Origin of the sequence: Bacillus coreaensis (assembly GCF_050586445.1) — a bacterium.
GTDB lineage: Bacteria > Bacillota > Bacilli > Bacillales > Cytobacillaceae > Robertmurraya_A > Robertmurraya_A coreaensis.
In genome coordinates this window covers 341982-357485 of record NZ_JBOCCY010000001.1, presented here as the reverse complement: position 1 = coordinate 357485, position 15504 = coordinate 341982, and the positions used below count along the sequence as shown (strand labels likewise).

Annotated in this window: 19 protein-coding genes and 1 riboswitch; of the genes, 5 read left to right on the top strand and 14 right to left on the bottom strand. The window is 36.8% G+C overall.

All coding sequences use genetic code 11. The features are described from left to right. The first annotated feature begins 182 nt into the window (after window positions 1-182). Entirely contained in the window at window positions 183-362 is a 180-nt protein-coding gene (locus tag ACQ5H4_RS01875) for a small, acid-soluble spore protein, H family (protein WP_430773284.1), read from the top strand. A 112-nt stretch (window positions 363-474) separates the two neighbouring features. Here the strand turns inward: ACQ5H4_RS01875 and ACQ5H4_RS01870 are convergent, their stop codons facing one another. From ACQ5H4_RS01870 to ACQ5H4_RS01860, 3 genes are all read right to left on the bottom strand, one after another. Beyond that, window positions 475-705 (bottom strand): hypothetical protein, encoded by a 231-nt coding sequence (locus ACQ5H4_RS01870; RefSeq protein WP_430773283.1) that lies wholly within the window; start codon window positions 703-705, stop codon window positions 475-477. A gap of 109 nt (window positions 706-814) precedes the next feature. Beyond that, on the bottom strand, window positions 815-1198 hold the full coding sequence (locus tag ACQ5H4_RS01865; protein WP_430773282.1) for a hypothetical protein: 384 nt from the start codon (window positions 1196-1198) through the stop codon (window positions 815-817). 193 nt (window positions 1199-1391) lie between these two features. After that, window positions 1392-1667, bottom strand: a complete 276-nt coding sequence (locus ACQ5H4_RS01860) for a hypothetical protein (RefSeq protein ID WP_430773281.1) — start codon at window positions 1665-1667, stop codon at window positions 1392-1394. A 103-nt stretch (window positions 1668-1770) separates the two neighbouring features. On the opposite strand from ACQ5H4_RS01860, the gene ACQ5H4_RS01855 reads away from it, so the two are divergent. Further along, complete coding sequence (locus tag ACQ5H4_RS01855) at window positions 1771-2268, top strand: GNAT family N-acetyltransferase (protein WP_430773280.1); 498 nt, start codon at window positions 1771-1773, stop codon at window positions 2266-2268. 45 nt (window positions 2269-2313) lie between these two features. Here the strand turns inward: ACQ5H4_RS01855 and ACQ5H4_RS01850 are convergent, their stop codons facing one another. Continuing rightward, the gene (locus ACQ5H4_RS01850) at window positions 2314-2514 is read right to left on the bottom strand and encodes a cold-shock protein (protein ID WP_251515172.1); all 201 of its coding nucleotides are present in this window, start codon (window positions 2512-2514) and stop codon (window positions 2314-2316) included. A gap of 220 nt (window positions 2515-2734) precedes the next feature. On the opposite strand from ACQ5H4_RS01850, the gene ACQ5H4_RS01845 reads away from it, so the two are divergent. Continuing rightward, window positions 2735-2896: a hypothetical protein gene (locus ACQ5H4_RS01845; protein WP_430773279.1), complete on the top strand. Its 162-nt coding sequence runs from the start codon at window positions 2735-2737 to the stop codon at window positions 2894-2896. Window positions 2897-3029: 133 nt separating this feature from the next. After that, complete coding sequence (locus ACQ5H4_RS01840; protein WP_430773278.1) at window positions 3030-3656, top strand: LysE family transporter; 627 nt, start codon at window positions 3030-3032, stop codon at window positions 3654-3656. Between the two features lie 29 nt (window positions 3657-3685). Here ACQ5H4_RS01840 and ACQ5H4_RS01835 read toward each other — a convergent pair whose 3' ends face one another. Together ACQ5H4_RS01835 and ACQ5H4_RS01830 are read right to left on the bottom strand one after the other, a co-directional pair. After that, window positions 3686-5089 (bottom strand): amino acid permease, encoded by a 1404-nt coding sequence (locus ACQ5H4_RS01835; protein WP_430773277.1) that lies wholly within the window; start codon window positions 5087-5089, stop codon window positions 3686-3688. 63 nt (window positions 5090-5152) lie between these two features. Continuing rightward, window positions 5153-6394 carry a two-component system sensor histidine kinase NtrB gene (locus ACQ5H4_RS01830; RefSeq protein WP_430773276.1) on the bottom strand — a complete coding sequence of 414 codons (1242 nt, stop codon included), beginning with the start codon at window positions 6392-6394 and terminating at the stop codon, window positions 5153-5155. A 125-nt stretch (window positions 6395-6519) separates the two neighbouring features. Here ACQ5H4_RS01830 and ACQ5H4_RS01825 point away from each other — a divergent pair, with 125 nt between their 5' ends. Continuing rightward, complete coding sequence (locus ACQ5H4_RS01825; protein WP_430773275.1) at window positions 6520-6816, top strand: DUF6509 family protein; 297 nt, start codon at window positions 6520-6522, stop codon at window positions 6814-6816. Between the two features lie 18 nt (window positions 6817-6834). Here the strand turns inward: ACQ5H4_RS01825 and ACQ5H4_RS01820 are convergent, their stop codons facing one another. From ACQ5H4_RS01820 to ACQ5H4_RS01785, 8 genes are all read right to left on the bottom strand, one after another. Then, a complete protein-coding gene (locus ACQ5H4_RS01820; protein WP_430773273.1) occupies window positions 6835-7242 on the bottom strand; it encodes a cytosolic protein in 408 nt (135 codons plus the stop codon). A gap of 62 nt (window positions 7243-7304) precedes the next feature. Continuing rightward, entirely contained in the window at window positions 7305-7505 is a 201-nt protein-coding gene (locus ACQ5H4_RS01815) for a cold-shock protein (protein ID WP_430773272.1), read from the bottom strand. A 100-nt stretch (window positions 7506-7605) separates the two neighbouring features. After that, window positions 7606-9054 (bottom strand): degradosome RNA helicase CshA, encoded by a 1449-nt coding sequence (gene cshA, locus ACQ5H4_RS01810; protein WP_430773271.1) that lies wholly within the window; start codon window positions 9052-9054, stop codon window positions 7606-7608. 196 nt (window positions 9055-9250) lie between these two features. After that, a complete protein-coding gene (locus ACQ5H4_RS01805) occupies window positions 9251-9451 on the bottom strand; it encodes a cold-shock protein (RefSeq protein WP_119708787.1) in 201 nt (66 codons plus the stop codon). Between the two features lie 192 nt (window positions 9452-9643). Continuing rightward, window positions 9644-10489, bottom strand: coding sequence for a bifunctional 5,10-methylenetetrahydrofolate dehydrogenase/5,10-methenyltetrahydrofolate cyclohydrolase (locus ACQ5H4_RS01800; protein ID WP_430773543.1), 846 nt, complete (start codon window positions 10487-10489; stop codon window positions 9644-9646). 73 nt (window positions 10490-10562) lie between these two features. Then, a riboswitch (ZMP/ZTP riboswitch) is annotated at window positions 10563-10646 on the bottom strand. 526 nt (window positions 10647-11172) lie between these two features. Next, a complete protein-coding gene (locus ACQ5H4_RS01795) occupies window positions 11173-12852 on the bottom strand; it encodes a glycerol-3-phosphate dehydrogenase/oxidase (RefSeq protein ID WP_430773270.1) in 1680 nt (559 codons plus the stop codon). 168 nt (window positions 12853-13020) lie between these two features. Further along, window positions 13021-14511, bottom strand: coding sequence for a glycerol kinase GlpK (gene glpK / locus ACQ5H4_RS01790; protein WP_430773269.1), 1491 nt, complete (start codon window positions 14509-14511; stop codon window positions 13021-13023). A 29-nt stretch (window positions 14512-14540) separates the two neighbouring features. Continuing rightward, window positions 14541-15362, bottom strand: a complete 822-nt coding sequence (locus tag ACQ5H4_RS01785; protein WP_430773268.1) for an MIP/aquaporin family protein — start codon at window positions 15360-15362, stop codon at window positions 14541-14543. Window positions 15363-15504 lie beyond the last annotated feature (142 nt).

Sequence of the window (15504 nt, the reverse complement as noted above, 5' to 3'; positions counted from 1 at the left end):
CCCTCTCGAAAATCAATCACTTTCTATCAAAATCTTTCTCAAATTATCAAAAACTATCAAAATTTCGACAAAATTCTACCATTTTCCTATGAGAAAATGAAGGAATTCGCTTAAAAACATTCACATGTTTTACTAACTGTTTGGGGAAAGTAGTAAATGAATTAGATAAGGAGGCTATAATTATGGATACTAGAAGAGTAAAGCAAATATTATCATCTTCAGCAGATATTCACGTGGAGTATAACGGTGCTTCTGTATGGATTGACGAACTTCATGAAGATGAGAAGACCGCAACCGTTCATTTGCGTGGACCATTGGAAGAAAGATCAACTGTCGATATTTCTGAACTAGAAGAAGCATAATAAATTACAACCAAAAGGACTTCAACTTATGAATCTTTTTGGTTGTTTTATTTTACAGATTTTTATTAGGTCAAAAAAAAGAAGCATCCATTCAAAATGTCGGATACTCCAATTATTTTCCTTCGGGTTGGGCCTGATTACGCTCATTTTGGACCTTTTCATACCATAAGCGGGCATGCGAGAGCATTGTAAATAATAGAAAGAAATTCATTGACCATACACTCACGAATGATGCAATTCCTCCAATTTCAATTGAGTGCCAACCTTTTAGCTTCATCACTAAAAAGGTCTCAATAAAAACCAGAAAAAAACCACCGATCCCAGCAATAATTGTTCGAAGCATGTGACACCCCCACGATCTATACAGAATTTTGTAATAATTATAACAAACTGTCACAAAAAGTTCAAATATTAAAAAAGGTTGGGCATATATCTATGCCCAACCCGACTTCTTAACGATTTCTACCTGTCATATTACCATTATTCCCACCAAGACCATTACGATCATTATTGTTATCTTCATCATTAAGATCTAAATCCAAGTCATTGTCGTCATTATCGTCATTTAAGATGTTGTTATCCCGATCATTTCGGTCATTGTCCAGGATATTGTTATTTCGGTTGTCTCGATCATTGTCAAAAATATTATTATCACGGTCATCGTTATCGTTATTAAAGATCCCATTTCCTCGATTACCGTTATTATTGTCTAAAATACCGTTATCATCATTTTGATTGTATCTTACCGGTCTATAATTGACGTCATCGTCATTGTTTAAGTTGTTATCGTCCACTCCACAAGCAGACAATAAACCAAGTGTCATAACGGATGACATCGCTGTAAGAAGTACTTTTTTCTTTATCATTTCGTGTTACCCCCTTGATTTCTTTTGGTGAAGCATCTTTAATTTGCTCTCTTCCAGGGGTTTTTAACCTACATTCCACTTATTGTTTTTTGACACATGCACCAATATAAGGTATTCAACTAATTGAGATATAGGGCAAAATAAAAAAGCCACGACAGTGACTTTATCTTTTTAACTTATAGAACGTTTCAATAAAGCAGTCTGGTTCTTCTCTTACCTTATAAGGAAACAATCCTTGATTTGTATGTAAATATAGAATTCCTAATTCTTTCGTCAATTTCCTATATGAAATATCAAGTATATCCGAAAAAGGAAAGGTTGAAACACTTGTAGTTATTTTGTCTTCATACATCCTTAAATGTTGCTCTTCGTGGAGGACTAACTGGGAACCATCTACAATTTTTCTTGTTACAGTAAAGTATCGCTGAGTCATAATCACAAAGAAATGTACTCCTTTTTATTTATAATCATTAGATTTTTATTTTCAATTATCCATTGAAAAGGTAAAATAGGAGATATTTTATCTTATTGGAGGATCTAACATGCTGAAGATACGCGAAGCACATATTAATGATTTACCTATCCTTTTATCAATATATAATGATGCAATCGTAAACACAACTGCCACCTTTGATTTGGAACCTGAATCATTAGAGAAGAGAAAAACATGGTTTGCCAAATACGGTGGTAAATATCCATTAATTGTTTCTGAATGGAATGGTGAAGTGGTTGGATATGGAAGCTTAAGTGCATTCCGTGAAAAACCCGCATTCAATTCAACCACCGAATTATCAATCTACATATCTTCATCAGCAAGGGGCTTAGGAATTGGTACCGCATTAATGACTGAGTTAATTACTCGAGCAAAAGAAAACGGATTCCATACAATGATCGGAGGAATTACGGCAGGAAACGAAGGAAGTATTGCCCTACATAAGAAATTTGGATTTACATTGGCAGGACATTTCAAAGAGGTTGGGTTTAAATTTGATGATTGGCAGGATGTACTCTTCTATCAACTCATCCTTCCAATCGAGTAGGAAGAAAACTTCGAGAAAGGCTAAGACTAGCCTTTCTCATTCATTTTAATAAGACTTACTTGGGTTGTTTAACACTTCTATGATTTTAGTTGATTGCTTCATTTCACTATGACATAAGGGGCAGCTTGGGCTTTCGGTGCTTTTAAAATTGTCACGAATCCAACACTTACAACTTTCTGATGAGCAGACCCACACCTTTGTTTCTTCTTTCACAACTTCTTCTTGATTTTTTCTTCCGAATCCCATATTTCCCCTCCTAAAGTAGCTAAATAATAAAAAATCCAGCTATTATAAAAAAGAAGACCAATCTATCACCCTTTTTATAATAATTGGATTTTCTATTCCGCTTTTTTTCCTTAAATAGATTATACCACTGTTGTGAAAATTTGTATAGAAAACATTTCCCCAATAATTACTACGAAAGTGTATATACTAACATTACATAGTTTATGAAAGGAGACTAATAATGGATTATAGAAAACAGAATAACTTCCAAATTCCTTATAAAAAGCAAGATACTAGTTATGGTATTGAAGAGGAAATGAGTCTTCAATCTATTCAATTTGCAACCACTCTTAATACTTACCTAAATGAACGAATAGATTCAGAATACCAAGAGAACGACTAATCCCTATTCCCTTCGACATAATCCTGTTGAAGGGGATTTTTTTCTGAATTCACATTAATCTTTTTGTCGTACAAGCAATCCTTCATGAATACAATGTGTACGAGCAGTTGTATTTGATTGGAGGGAATTTACTTTGAGTGTATTTTTTAGTTATGTGCTACTGGGTTTATCACTTGCTGCTCCGATTGGTCCTATTAATGCTGCACAAATGGATAAAGGCATTAAACATGGCTTTTTAAACGCATGGGTGCTAGGCCTAGGGTCTGTGATAGCAGACATTTTTTATATGCTGCTTGTTTTTTTAGGATTTTCTCAATTTATTGAAATTCCTATAGTAAAAATGTTTTTGTGGTTATTCGGTTTTTTTGTATTGGTCTATACAGGTGTGGAGGGGTTAATGGGTGCTGGAAAAATTGTACTTAGCAACGGAAACAGGGATGCATCTTTAACCAAATCCTTTATTACTGGATTTTTCATGTCCATCTCTAATCCACTAACTATTTTATTTTGGTTAGGAATATATGGATCCGTATTAGCAAAAACGGCAACCATGTACGCACACACAGAACTATTATACTTTAGCAGTGCCATCATTTTAGGACTTATTATCTGGGATGTGTGTATGGCAGCAGTTGCAAGCAGCTTTAGGAAATTACTCACAACAAAACTGCTAACAATTATAACAATCATCTCTTCTATATCCTTAATTGGTTTCGGCTTATATTTCGGGTTTGAAGCGTTAAAAATCTTTATGAACTAATTTAAAAGCCCCCTAAAAAATGGGGGCTTTTACCGTTTTCGATAGGGTCGATGGCTTTTTATCTTACCATTATGTGTGTTGATTTTTTTCTTTTTTGCCCGGTCTTTCACAAAATGGGAGATGATGTCAGCGCAAATAATTATTAGCACGATTAAAAGACTGACAAATAATCCAGGTCGGGAAGAAGCATGTAATAAAGTACCTGAAATGGCTAAAAGGATAAGTCCCATCCCGATAAACCTTTTGATATGGTCCCAGCGAGAAAAAGTAATGAGACGCGGCGCTGAAAATAAAACAAGAATCCAATTGTATAAAAGCATTAATCCGGCTGCGGTTGTAATATACTCATAAATGGAATCCGGCATCAACCGTGCGGTGACTATGGAAGCAACTAAGCCTGATATCGTGACCATTAAAGCAATGGGAGGTACTTTTAATTTCCCTTGCTTCGCTAATATTTTGGGAGCATCATGATCGTCTGCCATTGTTACTAACATGGTTGTTATAGCGAATAACGATGCTGCCATAGTCGAGAAACCAGCAATAATAAGAGCCCCATTAAACACATGAGGAACAAACCCTAAGTTGGCATATTCGTGAAGAGCGCTAACAAATGGACTTTTTTTATCGGAATGTTCTTGCCACGGAATCATTGTAACAGCTAGAAGTATGGATATAAGGTAAATGATCGTTAGGACGATGAGCATGATTTTACCTGCTTTTGGAGCTTCATCTTTGTTCTTTAAACGCGTGGCCATAATTCCCATAATTTCTATTCCGCCAAAAGCATAAAATCCAAAAATTAGAGCAGACCATAAGCCTTTTAATCCATTTGGTAAGATTTCATTTTTGGTATTAGGAAAATGATCAAATCCCTTCTGGCCGTCAATAACCCCAGTTAAAGCAAGAATGGCAATAATTATAAACATTAAAATAGCTGAAATCTTAATAACACCGAGGAGGTTTTCTATTTTCTCGAACCCTTTATTACCTAGAAGAACAACAATAATACCTAGTACGGCATAAAAAGCAGAAAATACCCATAAAGGGATATTCGGAAACCAAAATTTAGTAAAGATTGAAAGTGCTGTAAGTTGACTACCAGTAATGAGCATTTCTGACATCCAATATACCCATCCACTTGTAAACCCAGCCCATGGACCAAAAGCCTTTTTCGCATATGCCCGAAATGATCCTTTTTGAGGGTCCTGAGCGGACATTCTTCCGAGTGAGTCATATACAATATAAGTCCCTGTCCCTGCTATTAAAAAAGCCAATAAGACAGCTGGACCAGCCATTTGTATCCCGATGCTTGAACCTAAAAAGAAGCCCGTACCGATAATACACCCGACTCCAATTAAGGATAACGCATACCAGGAAAGTCCTTCCTCGTTTCCTTTTGTCTTTTTATCCACATAATTCTCCCCTTTCATTACCTATTGTTCGATGAACAGGAAAGAGTTATGTATCTATAAAACAAAATGTTTTACTTATGATTACAGAGGCACCTCACCTGTATATACAGGCAAATAAATAAGAAAGCGTGTTCCTAAAGGACTGCTTTTAACATTCATCGTCCCATGATAGTTTTCAATGATTTTCTTTGATACAGAGAGCCCTAATCCAGTTCCCTCATCCTTTGTCGTAAAAAAAGGATCAAATATATGTTGAAGTAGGTTAGGAGTAATTCCAGCACCATTATCAACAAACTCAATATATATATGCGGGCCCACCAACTCTGTTGAAATCGTGATTTCCATTGTACTATCATTTTTGGCTTGCAAGGAGTTTCGATATAAATTAGAGAAGACCTGAAATAACTCTTCTCGATCACCTATAAAGAAACATTTTGCAGATGCCTCACTAATTTTATATGTAATATTAACATTATGAAGAAGTGCATCACTGTTGAGAAAATGACCGAGATAATCAATAAAGAAATCTTTCACCTCTAGAATTTCTCTCTTAACCGTACCCGGCTTCGATATACGCAGAAAATCGGTTATAATCTTGTTGGCTCGATCAATCTCTGGAATAAGTAGAGACTGAAACATCTCCGCAGTCTCCTCATCAACTCTCCCCTGTAGTAATTGTAAATATCCTCTTACTGTTGTTAAAGGATTTCGAATTTCATGAGCAATTCCCGCTGCTATTCTACTAGCTAAAGTTTGTTTTTCCGCTTCCTTAATATAATTTAAGAACCGAAATACACCTACAACACGTTCGATCCTTCCTTCTGAGTTTTTAATTAGTCTTGTATTAATAATTCCGTAATTTTTATCTAATATTTCTTGATTGACAATTGGCTTACCTGTTCGTAGCGTTTCAAGCATTTTGATTTGTTCATCTGGAATCTGGAGTAGTTCTCGCACATGCTTGCCAACTACACTTTCACGATCCACATGTAAATCCATTGCAGCCTGCGCATTGCAAAGAGTTACTATCCCCTCAGAATTAATAAATACAATATGATGCGGTACTACATCTAATATTTCATTTAGAAAAATCTCAATTTCCCCAAAAGGAATCATAGGCGTCGAGGTGATCTTTAATTCTCTATTTTTTGCAGTTGAATCTTTTATTAAATTAACGTTCTGAACCTCATTTTTAGTAAGCTCCATTCTTAAATCCGGGTCAGTATATGTAAAAGAAAAAGGCAATGTAGATACAAACCTTTTGTATAAAGACAATTCTTGTATTAATTGTTCCATTTCATTTAAGTTATGATTAATTGTCAAAAGAAACTCTCCTAGCATATAACGTTCTTCCTATTATTATACGCTTAGTTCTAATTCATGAAAACTGCTTTTCCATCCTACAAAATAAGGTTATACTAATACAAGTTACAATCAGGAGGTAAAAGATGAAATTTACAGAATATACAGTAGAAAGAGTTGAAGACCCCTTCAATATATTAACAGGAAATCGATACGAATTTTTGATCGATTTTAATGTGGACGAAGAGGATGAATTGTTCAGAGAAGAGGGGCTAAAGTTAAAGGTCCTATATGTGGTTGATGAAAATGGCCTACGTATTTCACACTATCACATACTAGAATCAAATACAGAAAAAGTGTTGGAATTTGACTTAGAAGATGAAGAGCTAGAAATGCTTCAATCATTTTGTAAAGAACATTATCTAGAAGCTGAAGAGGAGTAAGAAGAGCATTCGCTCTCTTTACTCCTCTTCTACTTTTTTACCCTCTTCAATAATATGATACATTAAATGCGCTAAATGGTGAATGGGCCCATAATCTTCTTCAGCCTCTTGCCCCTCAGCTTCCTCTTCATTGTACTCCAAATCATTTAATTGAAGTGCTGCAAATTGATAAAAATCCTTAAGTTCAAACGAATAGCAACCACTTGGCTCTTCACTTTCTTCTTCATAGTGAAGAACAAGATACGATTCTTTTCCTTCTTTATCCACTGCATCAAAATAAACAAAAAACCCGATATTTGTATCTAATTCGAATAAATGCCTAGTCCCTCCTTCTGTTGCCAGGTGAAAATCTTCTTCATTTAGTTTATTAACTCTCATCTTATCCACTTGATCTTCTTTATGAAAATTTACTGCGAATGATTTCATATTCAACCTCCTATTTGATTCAGACACAAAAAAGAGCTCTAAAAAGAGCTCTTTTGGATCCATTAGATTTTATTAACATTAACAGCTTGTGGTCCACGCTGTCCTTGTTCGATATCAAAGCTAACTTCTTGACCTTCATCAAGAGACTTGAAGCCTTCGCTTTGAATTGCTGAGAAATGTACGAATACATCCTCTCCACCTTCAACCTCAATAAATCCAAAACCTTTTTCTGAGTTAAACCATTTTACTTTACCAGTTGCCATGTAAAAAATCCTCCTAAAATTCAAAAGCTCTTATTAATGATACCAGGTATCACATTTATATATTGCCTATTTTTTTGAATTTCAATCATAAAAATAGAATTTATTTTTGTTTTGCTGGTTTTCTATTACGAGATCCTCTATCATCTCTGCGATCTTTGCCTCGGAAATCCTTGCTTCTACCACGGTCATTCGAACGTGTACGGTCTCTAAAACCAGACTTCGGTTTACGTGAACGAACTGGTTCTACCGCTGTTAGTTTGATTGGAGTAACATCTGGTTCCTTAGTTAAAAGCTTTAATGTTGCAGCTAGTACCGTTACAGAATCAATATCCTCTAATAACGACTCAGCGGCACGTTTGTAATCAGAGTAATCATTATTTTCAATTACCTTCATAATTTTATTAATTGTAGCTTCTTGATTACCAGCGATTACATCTTTGTAAGAAGGAATTGGTTTTTTTACCATCTTTTTCTTTGTTACTTGCTCAATAATTTTTAAATGATCAAGTTCGCGTGGGGAAACAAATGTATAAGCTAGACCTTTCTTCCCAGCACGTCCTGTACGACCAATTCTGTGTACATAGCTTTCTGGATCCTGCGGAATATCAAAATTGTACACGTGTGAAACCCCACTAATATCCAGACCACGAGCGGCTACATCAGTTGCTACCATGATTTCAATTGTACCATCCTTAAAGCGACGAATGACTTGGTCACGTTTTGATTGCGGAATATCACCATGGATTCCTTCAGCTGAGTAACCACGCTTGATCAACCCTTCAACTACTTCATCTACACGCTTTTTCGTACGGCCAAAAACAATCGCAAGCTCTGGAGATTCAATGTCGAGTAAACTAGTTAATACATCAAACTTTTGCTTTTCATGTGTTTCAAGATAAAATTGTTCAATATTTGTGACTGTCATTTCCTTTGCTTTCACTTTTACAAGCTCAGGGTTTTTCATGAATTTTTCTGCAAGAGTTTGAATTCTCTTGGGCATTGTCGCTGAGAAAAGTAATGTTTGACGTTCCTCAGGAATATCACTTAGAATTCTTTCGATATCTTCGATGAAGCCCATATTTAGCATTTCATCTGCTTCATCTAGAACAACCATTTTAATATTATTTAGACGGATTGTTCTTCTGTCTAAATGGTCAATTAGTCGTCCAGGTGTTGCAGCAATGATCTGTGGTCGGTTTTTTAATGATCGAATTTGGCGATTAATATCTTGACCACCATAAATCGGAAGTGTACGAATTCCTTTTACTTGCCCAATTCGGTTTAATTCTTCAGCCACCTGAACTGCTAGTTCACGCGTAGGAGCTAATACAAGACCTTGAATACCCTCTTGTAAATCCATCTTTTCTAGTAATGGAACACCAAACGCTGTTGTTTTTCCTGTTCCTGTTTGTGCTTGCCCAATCATGTCTCTTCCTTGAAGAGCGATCGGAATCGCTTGTGCTTGTATCGGTGTTGGTTCTTCAAATCCCATATTTGATACTGCTTTTTGTAATTCACTACTTAGACCAAAATCTGAAAATGTTGTCAAAGTTATTTTTCCTCCTTAATTTTAAACACCTATATCATTATTTTGTACTTAGAATTATATTTTAAAGTTTTTTTTTGTAATTTTTTTGAGTGAAGGAATGATCGCGAGAGAATAAAACGGAGTTAATTATCATGGTTTCATTCCAAAGAAAAAGGTGATGCTTATATCAATGCATCACCTTAAATGACTCAATATATTAAGCTTTTTGAACGTTAGAAGCTTGTGGTCCACGGTTGCCTTCAACGATTTCGAAAGTAACTTCTTGGCCTTCTTCTAAAGTTTTGAAGCCTTCTGATTGGATTGCTGAGAAGTGTACGAATACATCTTGACCTTCAGCTGATTCGATGAATCCGAAACCTTTTTCTGCATTAAACCATTTTACTTTACCTGTGTTCATGTGTAAAACCTCCAAAAAATTGTTCACCATAAGTACTAAATATATAGATCAAAAACGTAAAAAGCCGTAACAAGCAAGGAAGGGAAGAAAATCGACCACATCCTGCAGTTACGACCACTTAACCAAAAATATATACCGAACTTTATAGCGTTATATTCATATTAATCGAATATGCAGAATAAGTCAAGAAGATTAAATGGATTGAACTACTTCATTTTCTACTTTTGACTGCAACGTACGTTCTGCTGAATCAACTGTATGTTTTAAAAGCATGGCAATCGTTACTGGACCAACCCCACCAGGAACTGGTGTAATAGCGGATGCTTTCTCAAAACAAGTATCGTACTCTACATCTCCAATGTTTCCTGGGTTATAACCAGCATCTAAAATCACAGAACCTTCCTTCACCCATTCACCCTTAATAAAGTTAGGCTTACCAACTGCAGCAACAACAATATCCGCTTGTTTCACAATATCTGGTAAGTTGTTAGTATATGAATGGCATGTAGTTACGGTTGCATTTTCATTTAATAGTAGTGCTGATACGGGTTTACCAAGAATAGGACTTCTCCCTACAACTACTGCATGCTTTCCTTGTACTGGAATTCCATATTCCTTAATAATGGTTAAAATAGCAGCTGGTGTACAAGAAGGAAACACACCAAACCCTAATGCTGTTTGTCCATAACCAAAGCTAGTAACACCGTCAACATCCTTTTCAATGCTGATTGTATCAAACGCTTTTCTTTCATCCACTTGCTTAGGTACTGGGTGCTGAAGTAGAATGCCATTTACATTATCATCGTTATTTAATTCAGTAATTGTGGCCAAAAGCTCCTCAGTAGTTGTGGTTGCAGGCAAATGAATTCTTTTCGATACAATCCCTAATTTCTCACATGCATTTCCCTTCATCTTCACATATGTGGCAGAAGAAGGATCATCACCAACGAGAATGGTAGCTAAACAAGGAGTAACTCCCGCTTCCTTGAGCTTTTCCACTCTTTCCTTAAGAGAATTTTTGACTTTGTTTGCTACCATCTGACCATCCAAAATAACAGGTTTCGTCACGTTAACCCCTCCATATATTAGAAAAAGAGACAGACGTACGCCTTCTCTCTGCCCAGACGACCGGCTTAACAGCGACGCAGCTCCCCTGTGGTTGCTTCCACATTTGTCGTCAGTTACTGCGATTTTTTATAAACTTTGTTAATTCATGCTTATTATATTCTTAAAACACATATATTTCAACCAAAATAATATATCAACGTTCGGGTTTTTCTTTTGTATATAGAAAACGGACAACTATTGTTGTCCGTTAAGAAAACTCTTTTGAGATATAATTGGCTGTAGTAATTTACCTAAAACAATGAAAGCCCTACCTCTCTTCCATCCTTACGGTTCCTAGACCGCGCCAGTGTGAATCAGGCCCTGTAATTCTTCAGGGAATGACACTCTTGTAAACTTAACTCTAAATCATTTGTTTGGAAATGAGTATATAAAGTGAAAATACGAAAAAAAAGAAGGATTGTTGGGGAAACCGTCTAATGTAATTTTCTAATGGTATCATGGAATACCATTCTGAAGAGTATCAATTGTATTACAAACATATTTCTTGTTGAAGTTTATTTTATTGTATAAATAACAATCCACCTCAAAAGAGCAACAGAATTCATTGTATAACATTTTTTTACTTTTGTCAAAAAAGCTCCCCATAAGGAGAGCTATGCTAGCTTTTCACTAGTTTGATCATCAATGGGAACAGTTGCATATAACACTTCAATTTCCAATTCCTTTTGATACTTCTGTTGGATCTCTTTATTCCAGTCAAGTTCTTCAGCCATGAAATCCAACACTTGGTCTTTATATGTTTTAACCGTATTTATATCAAAAAGAAGGGCCCCAGTTCTCCGATTGAAAAAATCAATAGGTGAATACGCCATTTCATGATCGATTGCGTACTTTAATTGTGCAAATAAAAATACAGGGATTTGATATTTTCTTGCTTCCTCTTTACTTTTTTGGATAATCTCCAGTAGGATAGGCACGTTGGAGCCATACATTTTTATCAATTTCGTTGCGTCTTCGGGTGATAATCCTACTTCAACTCCCTTTTTGACTTGATTAGAAATATACATATTAAATCCTGTACTCCCCCCAACATCGCCTCCAGAAATAGGATAATCCTTTGTGCGACAACTTGAGAACTCCTCTCCTGATTCTTCATTATATTTTTTTGCTAATAAGTCAACAACTGTCTCCGCCATTTTTCTATAGCCTGTTAACTTTCCACCCGCAATTGTAATCAAACCTGACTTTGATTCCCATATTTCGTCTTTTCTTGAAATTTCAGAAGGATTTTTTCCTTCCTCCCAAATTAATGGTCTAACTCCAGCCCAATTCGATTCAATATCATCAACTGAAATCTGAACCGTAGGAAACATATAGTTGATACTAGCAATAATATAGTCTCGGTCACTTTTGGTCATTCTAGGTTGGGCAATGGACTCGTCATAGAATGTATCAGTCGTACCTACATAAGTTTTTCCATCCCTAGGAATAGCGAATACCATTCTACCGTCAGGTGTATCAAAGTAAATGGCCTGCTTGAGAGGAAATCTTTCTTGATTAACAACAATATGCACACCTTTGGAAAGCTTTAGCACTTTCCCAGCTTTGGATCGATCAAGTTCTCGAATACTATCTACCCAAGGACCAGCAGCATTAATCACTTTCTTTGCCCGAATTTCATATGATTCTCCACTAATTAAATCACTTACTTTCGCGCCAACAATTGTACCATGTTCATAAACGAGTTTTTCTACCTTTGTATAATTAATCGCACATGCACCCTTGTCAACCGCTGCCTTCATTACTTCTATTGTAAGCCTTGCATCATCCGTACGATATTCGACATAGTAACCGCCACCCTTTAACCCATCCTGTTTCACAAGCGGTTCCTTTGTTAAGGTTTCATTTGCTGAGAACATCACTCTTCTCTCTGATTTTTTAACTCCCGCTAAAAAGTCATAAATACGTAACCCTACAGAGGTACTAAATTTCCCAAATGTCCCGCCTTGATGAAAAGGAAGCAGCATCCACTCTGGCGTAGTTACATGTGGGCCATTCTCATACACAATGGCTCTTTCCTTACCAACCTCAGCCACCATTTTCACATGAAACTGTTTTAAATACCGCAATCCACCATGAACAAGTTTTGTTGAACGACTGGAAGTACCAGCAGAAAAATCTTGCATATCAACAACCGCCGTTTTCATTCCGCGAAGGGAGGCATCTAGTGCAATACCAGCACCTGTGATTCCACCACCAATAACTAAGACATCATAATGTTTTGTTGAAAGTTCAGTTACTAGATATTTTCTTTGTTTATTTGAAAAACTCATCCCTGTTTCCCCCTACTTCTTAATTAGAGTGAATAAAAAAGACCACAAAATGCACTATCCTTAAAGATAATGATTTTGTGGTCTCTCCGATTCTCCAACCTGAATTATTAACTTGCTATTATTATACCAAACTGTATGTCACTGGTAAACATTAATCACATCAATATATTATTTAAATGCCATTGCTGCATGAACAGCCTTTTTCCATCCAGAATAAAGCACTTCTCTTTTATCAGAATCCATTTTCGGTTCAAAAGCACGATCCACTGCCCATTGCTTAGCAATATCTTCTCTGCTTTCCCAATACCCAACCGCTAAACCAGCTAAGTAAGCAGCACCTAGTGCGGTCGTTTCATTTACTTTTGGTCTTTCCACTGGTACGTTTAATATATCAGATTGGAAGCTCATCAAGAAGTCATTCTTAACAGCCCCGCCATCTACTCTTAACGCTTTAAGTTCAATACCGGAATCCGCTTCCATGGCAGAAAGAACATCCTTTGTTTGATAAGCTAAAGATTCTAGAGTAGCACGGACAAAATGCTCTTTTGAAGTTCCTCTTGTTAACCCAAACACCGCACCACGAACATCGCTATCCCAATAAGGTGTACCTAATCCAACGAAAGCTGGAACAACATATACTCCTTCCGTTGATTCTACTTTTGACGCGTAGCTTTCACTATCCGCAGCATTCTTTAACATTCTAAGTCCATCTCGAAGCCATTGAATGGCAGAGCCCGCAACAAAGATACTCCCCTCTAACGCATACTCAACCTTCCCATCAACACCCCACGCTAACGTAGTCAGTAAGCCATTGTCGGATTTCACTGCCTTTTCACCCGTGTTCATGAGCATAAAGCAGCCTGTTCCATACGTATTTTTAGCCATCCCTTCACCAAAACAAGCTTGACCAAACAAGGCAGCCTGTTGGTCTCCAGCAATCCCCGCAATCGGAACCTCTTGCCCAAAGAAATGATAATCAACCGTATGTGCATACACTTCTGAGGACGGACGAACTTCAGGAAGCATGGATTTTGGAACTGATAAAATTTCAAGAAGCTCCTCATCCCATTTCAAATCGTAAATATTATACATTAATGTACGAGACGCATTCGAGTAATCGGTAACATGAGCTTTACCACCGGATAACTTCCATACGAGCCAAGTATCTATTGTTCCAAAAAGGAGTTTCCCTTGATCTGCCTTTTCACGTGCACCTTCTACATTGTCGAGAATCCATTTTACCTTTGTTCCTGAGAAATAAGCATCGATAAGAAGACCTGTTTTATCACGGAAAAGATCATTGTATCCTTTTGCTCTTAACTCATCACATATTCCACTTGTTTGTCTCGATTGCCAAACAATTGCATGGTAGACTGGAAGACCTGTTTCCTTATCCCAAACTACAGCTGTCTCACGTTGGTTTGTTATCCCCAAACCAGCAATTTGTTCAGGTTTTACATTCGATTCAGACATAACACTCGCAATAACAGCTAATATAGACCCCCAAATTTCGCTCGCATTATGTTCGACCCAACCTGGCTTAGGAAAAATTTGAGTAAATTCCTTCTGAGCTACGTGGACGATTTCTCCCTCTTTGTTAAACAAAATCGCTCTAGAGCTTGTTGTACCTTGATCCAAAGATAAGATGTACTTTTCCATTAAAAGTTCCCCCTAATAATAGATAAAATTTAAGCTGCTTGTGAGGCAGTCGAATTACTTGATTGTTTTTTACCAAAAACATATGATAATGAAAGAACGACTATTGAAGTGCCTACTACCGGCCAAGTGTAGGAACCTGCTTCTCCTAGAAAGACTGTTTCGTAGAAAACTGCTCCTAATGCACCACCAAGAATTGGGCCAACAACTGGAATCCAGGAATAGGCCCAGTTCGAACCACCCTTACCTGGGATGGGAAGTAGAAAATGCGCAATTCTTGGACCTAGATCACGGGCGGGGTTAATCGCATACCCGGTGGTTCCTCCAAGTGACATCCCAATTACCACAATTAAAAGCCCCACTGCAATTGGATTAAGTCCTTCTGTGAAATTATTTGCTCCGATAAATAATAATCCTAATACTAAAATAAAAGTACCGAACATCTCACTAAATACGTTTGAGAAAGTATGAGGAATTGCAGGACCAGTTGCAAATACACCTAACTTCGTTCCAGGGTCTTCTGTACCTTTCCAATGAGGTAAATAATGTAAGAATACTAAACTAGCTCCTATTATAGCACCAAGCAATTGAGCAATTATGTAACTCGGTACATCTGCCCAAGGAAAACTTCCATTCACCGCAAGCGCAACCGTTACAGCAGGATTTAAATGTGCCCCACTAATAGAGCCTACTGCAAAAACAGCCATGGTTACCGCTAGCCCCCACGCTAGAGTAATCACAATCCAGCCAGGATTGTTAGAATAACTCCCCTTTAGAGAAGAACCCGCTCCAATTCCCGCTCCAAACACAATCAAAATCATTGTTCCAACCACTTCACCTAAAAACGGCGACATACACATACCCCTTTCTTTTTTATAAATTTCAAGCCAACACTTGGAACATCAAAAAAGACCCACGACAGAATACACCATTTAGGCAATCTGCGTGAGTCTCCTATTCTCCGTCACAAATGATTAACTTGTATTTACAGTATAT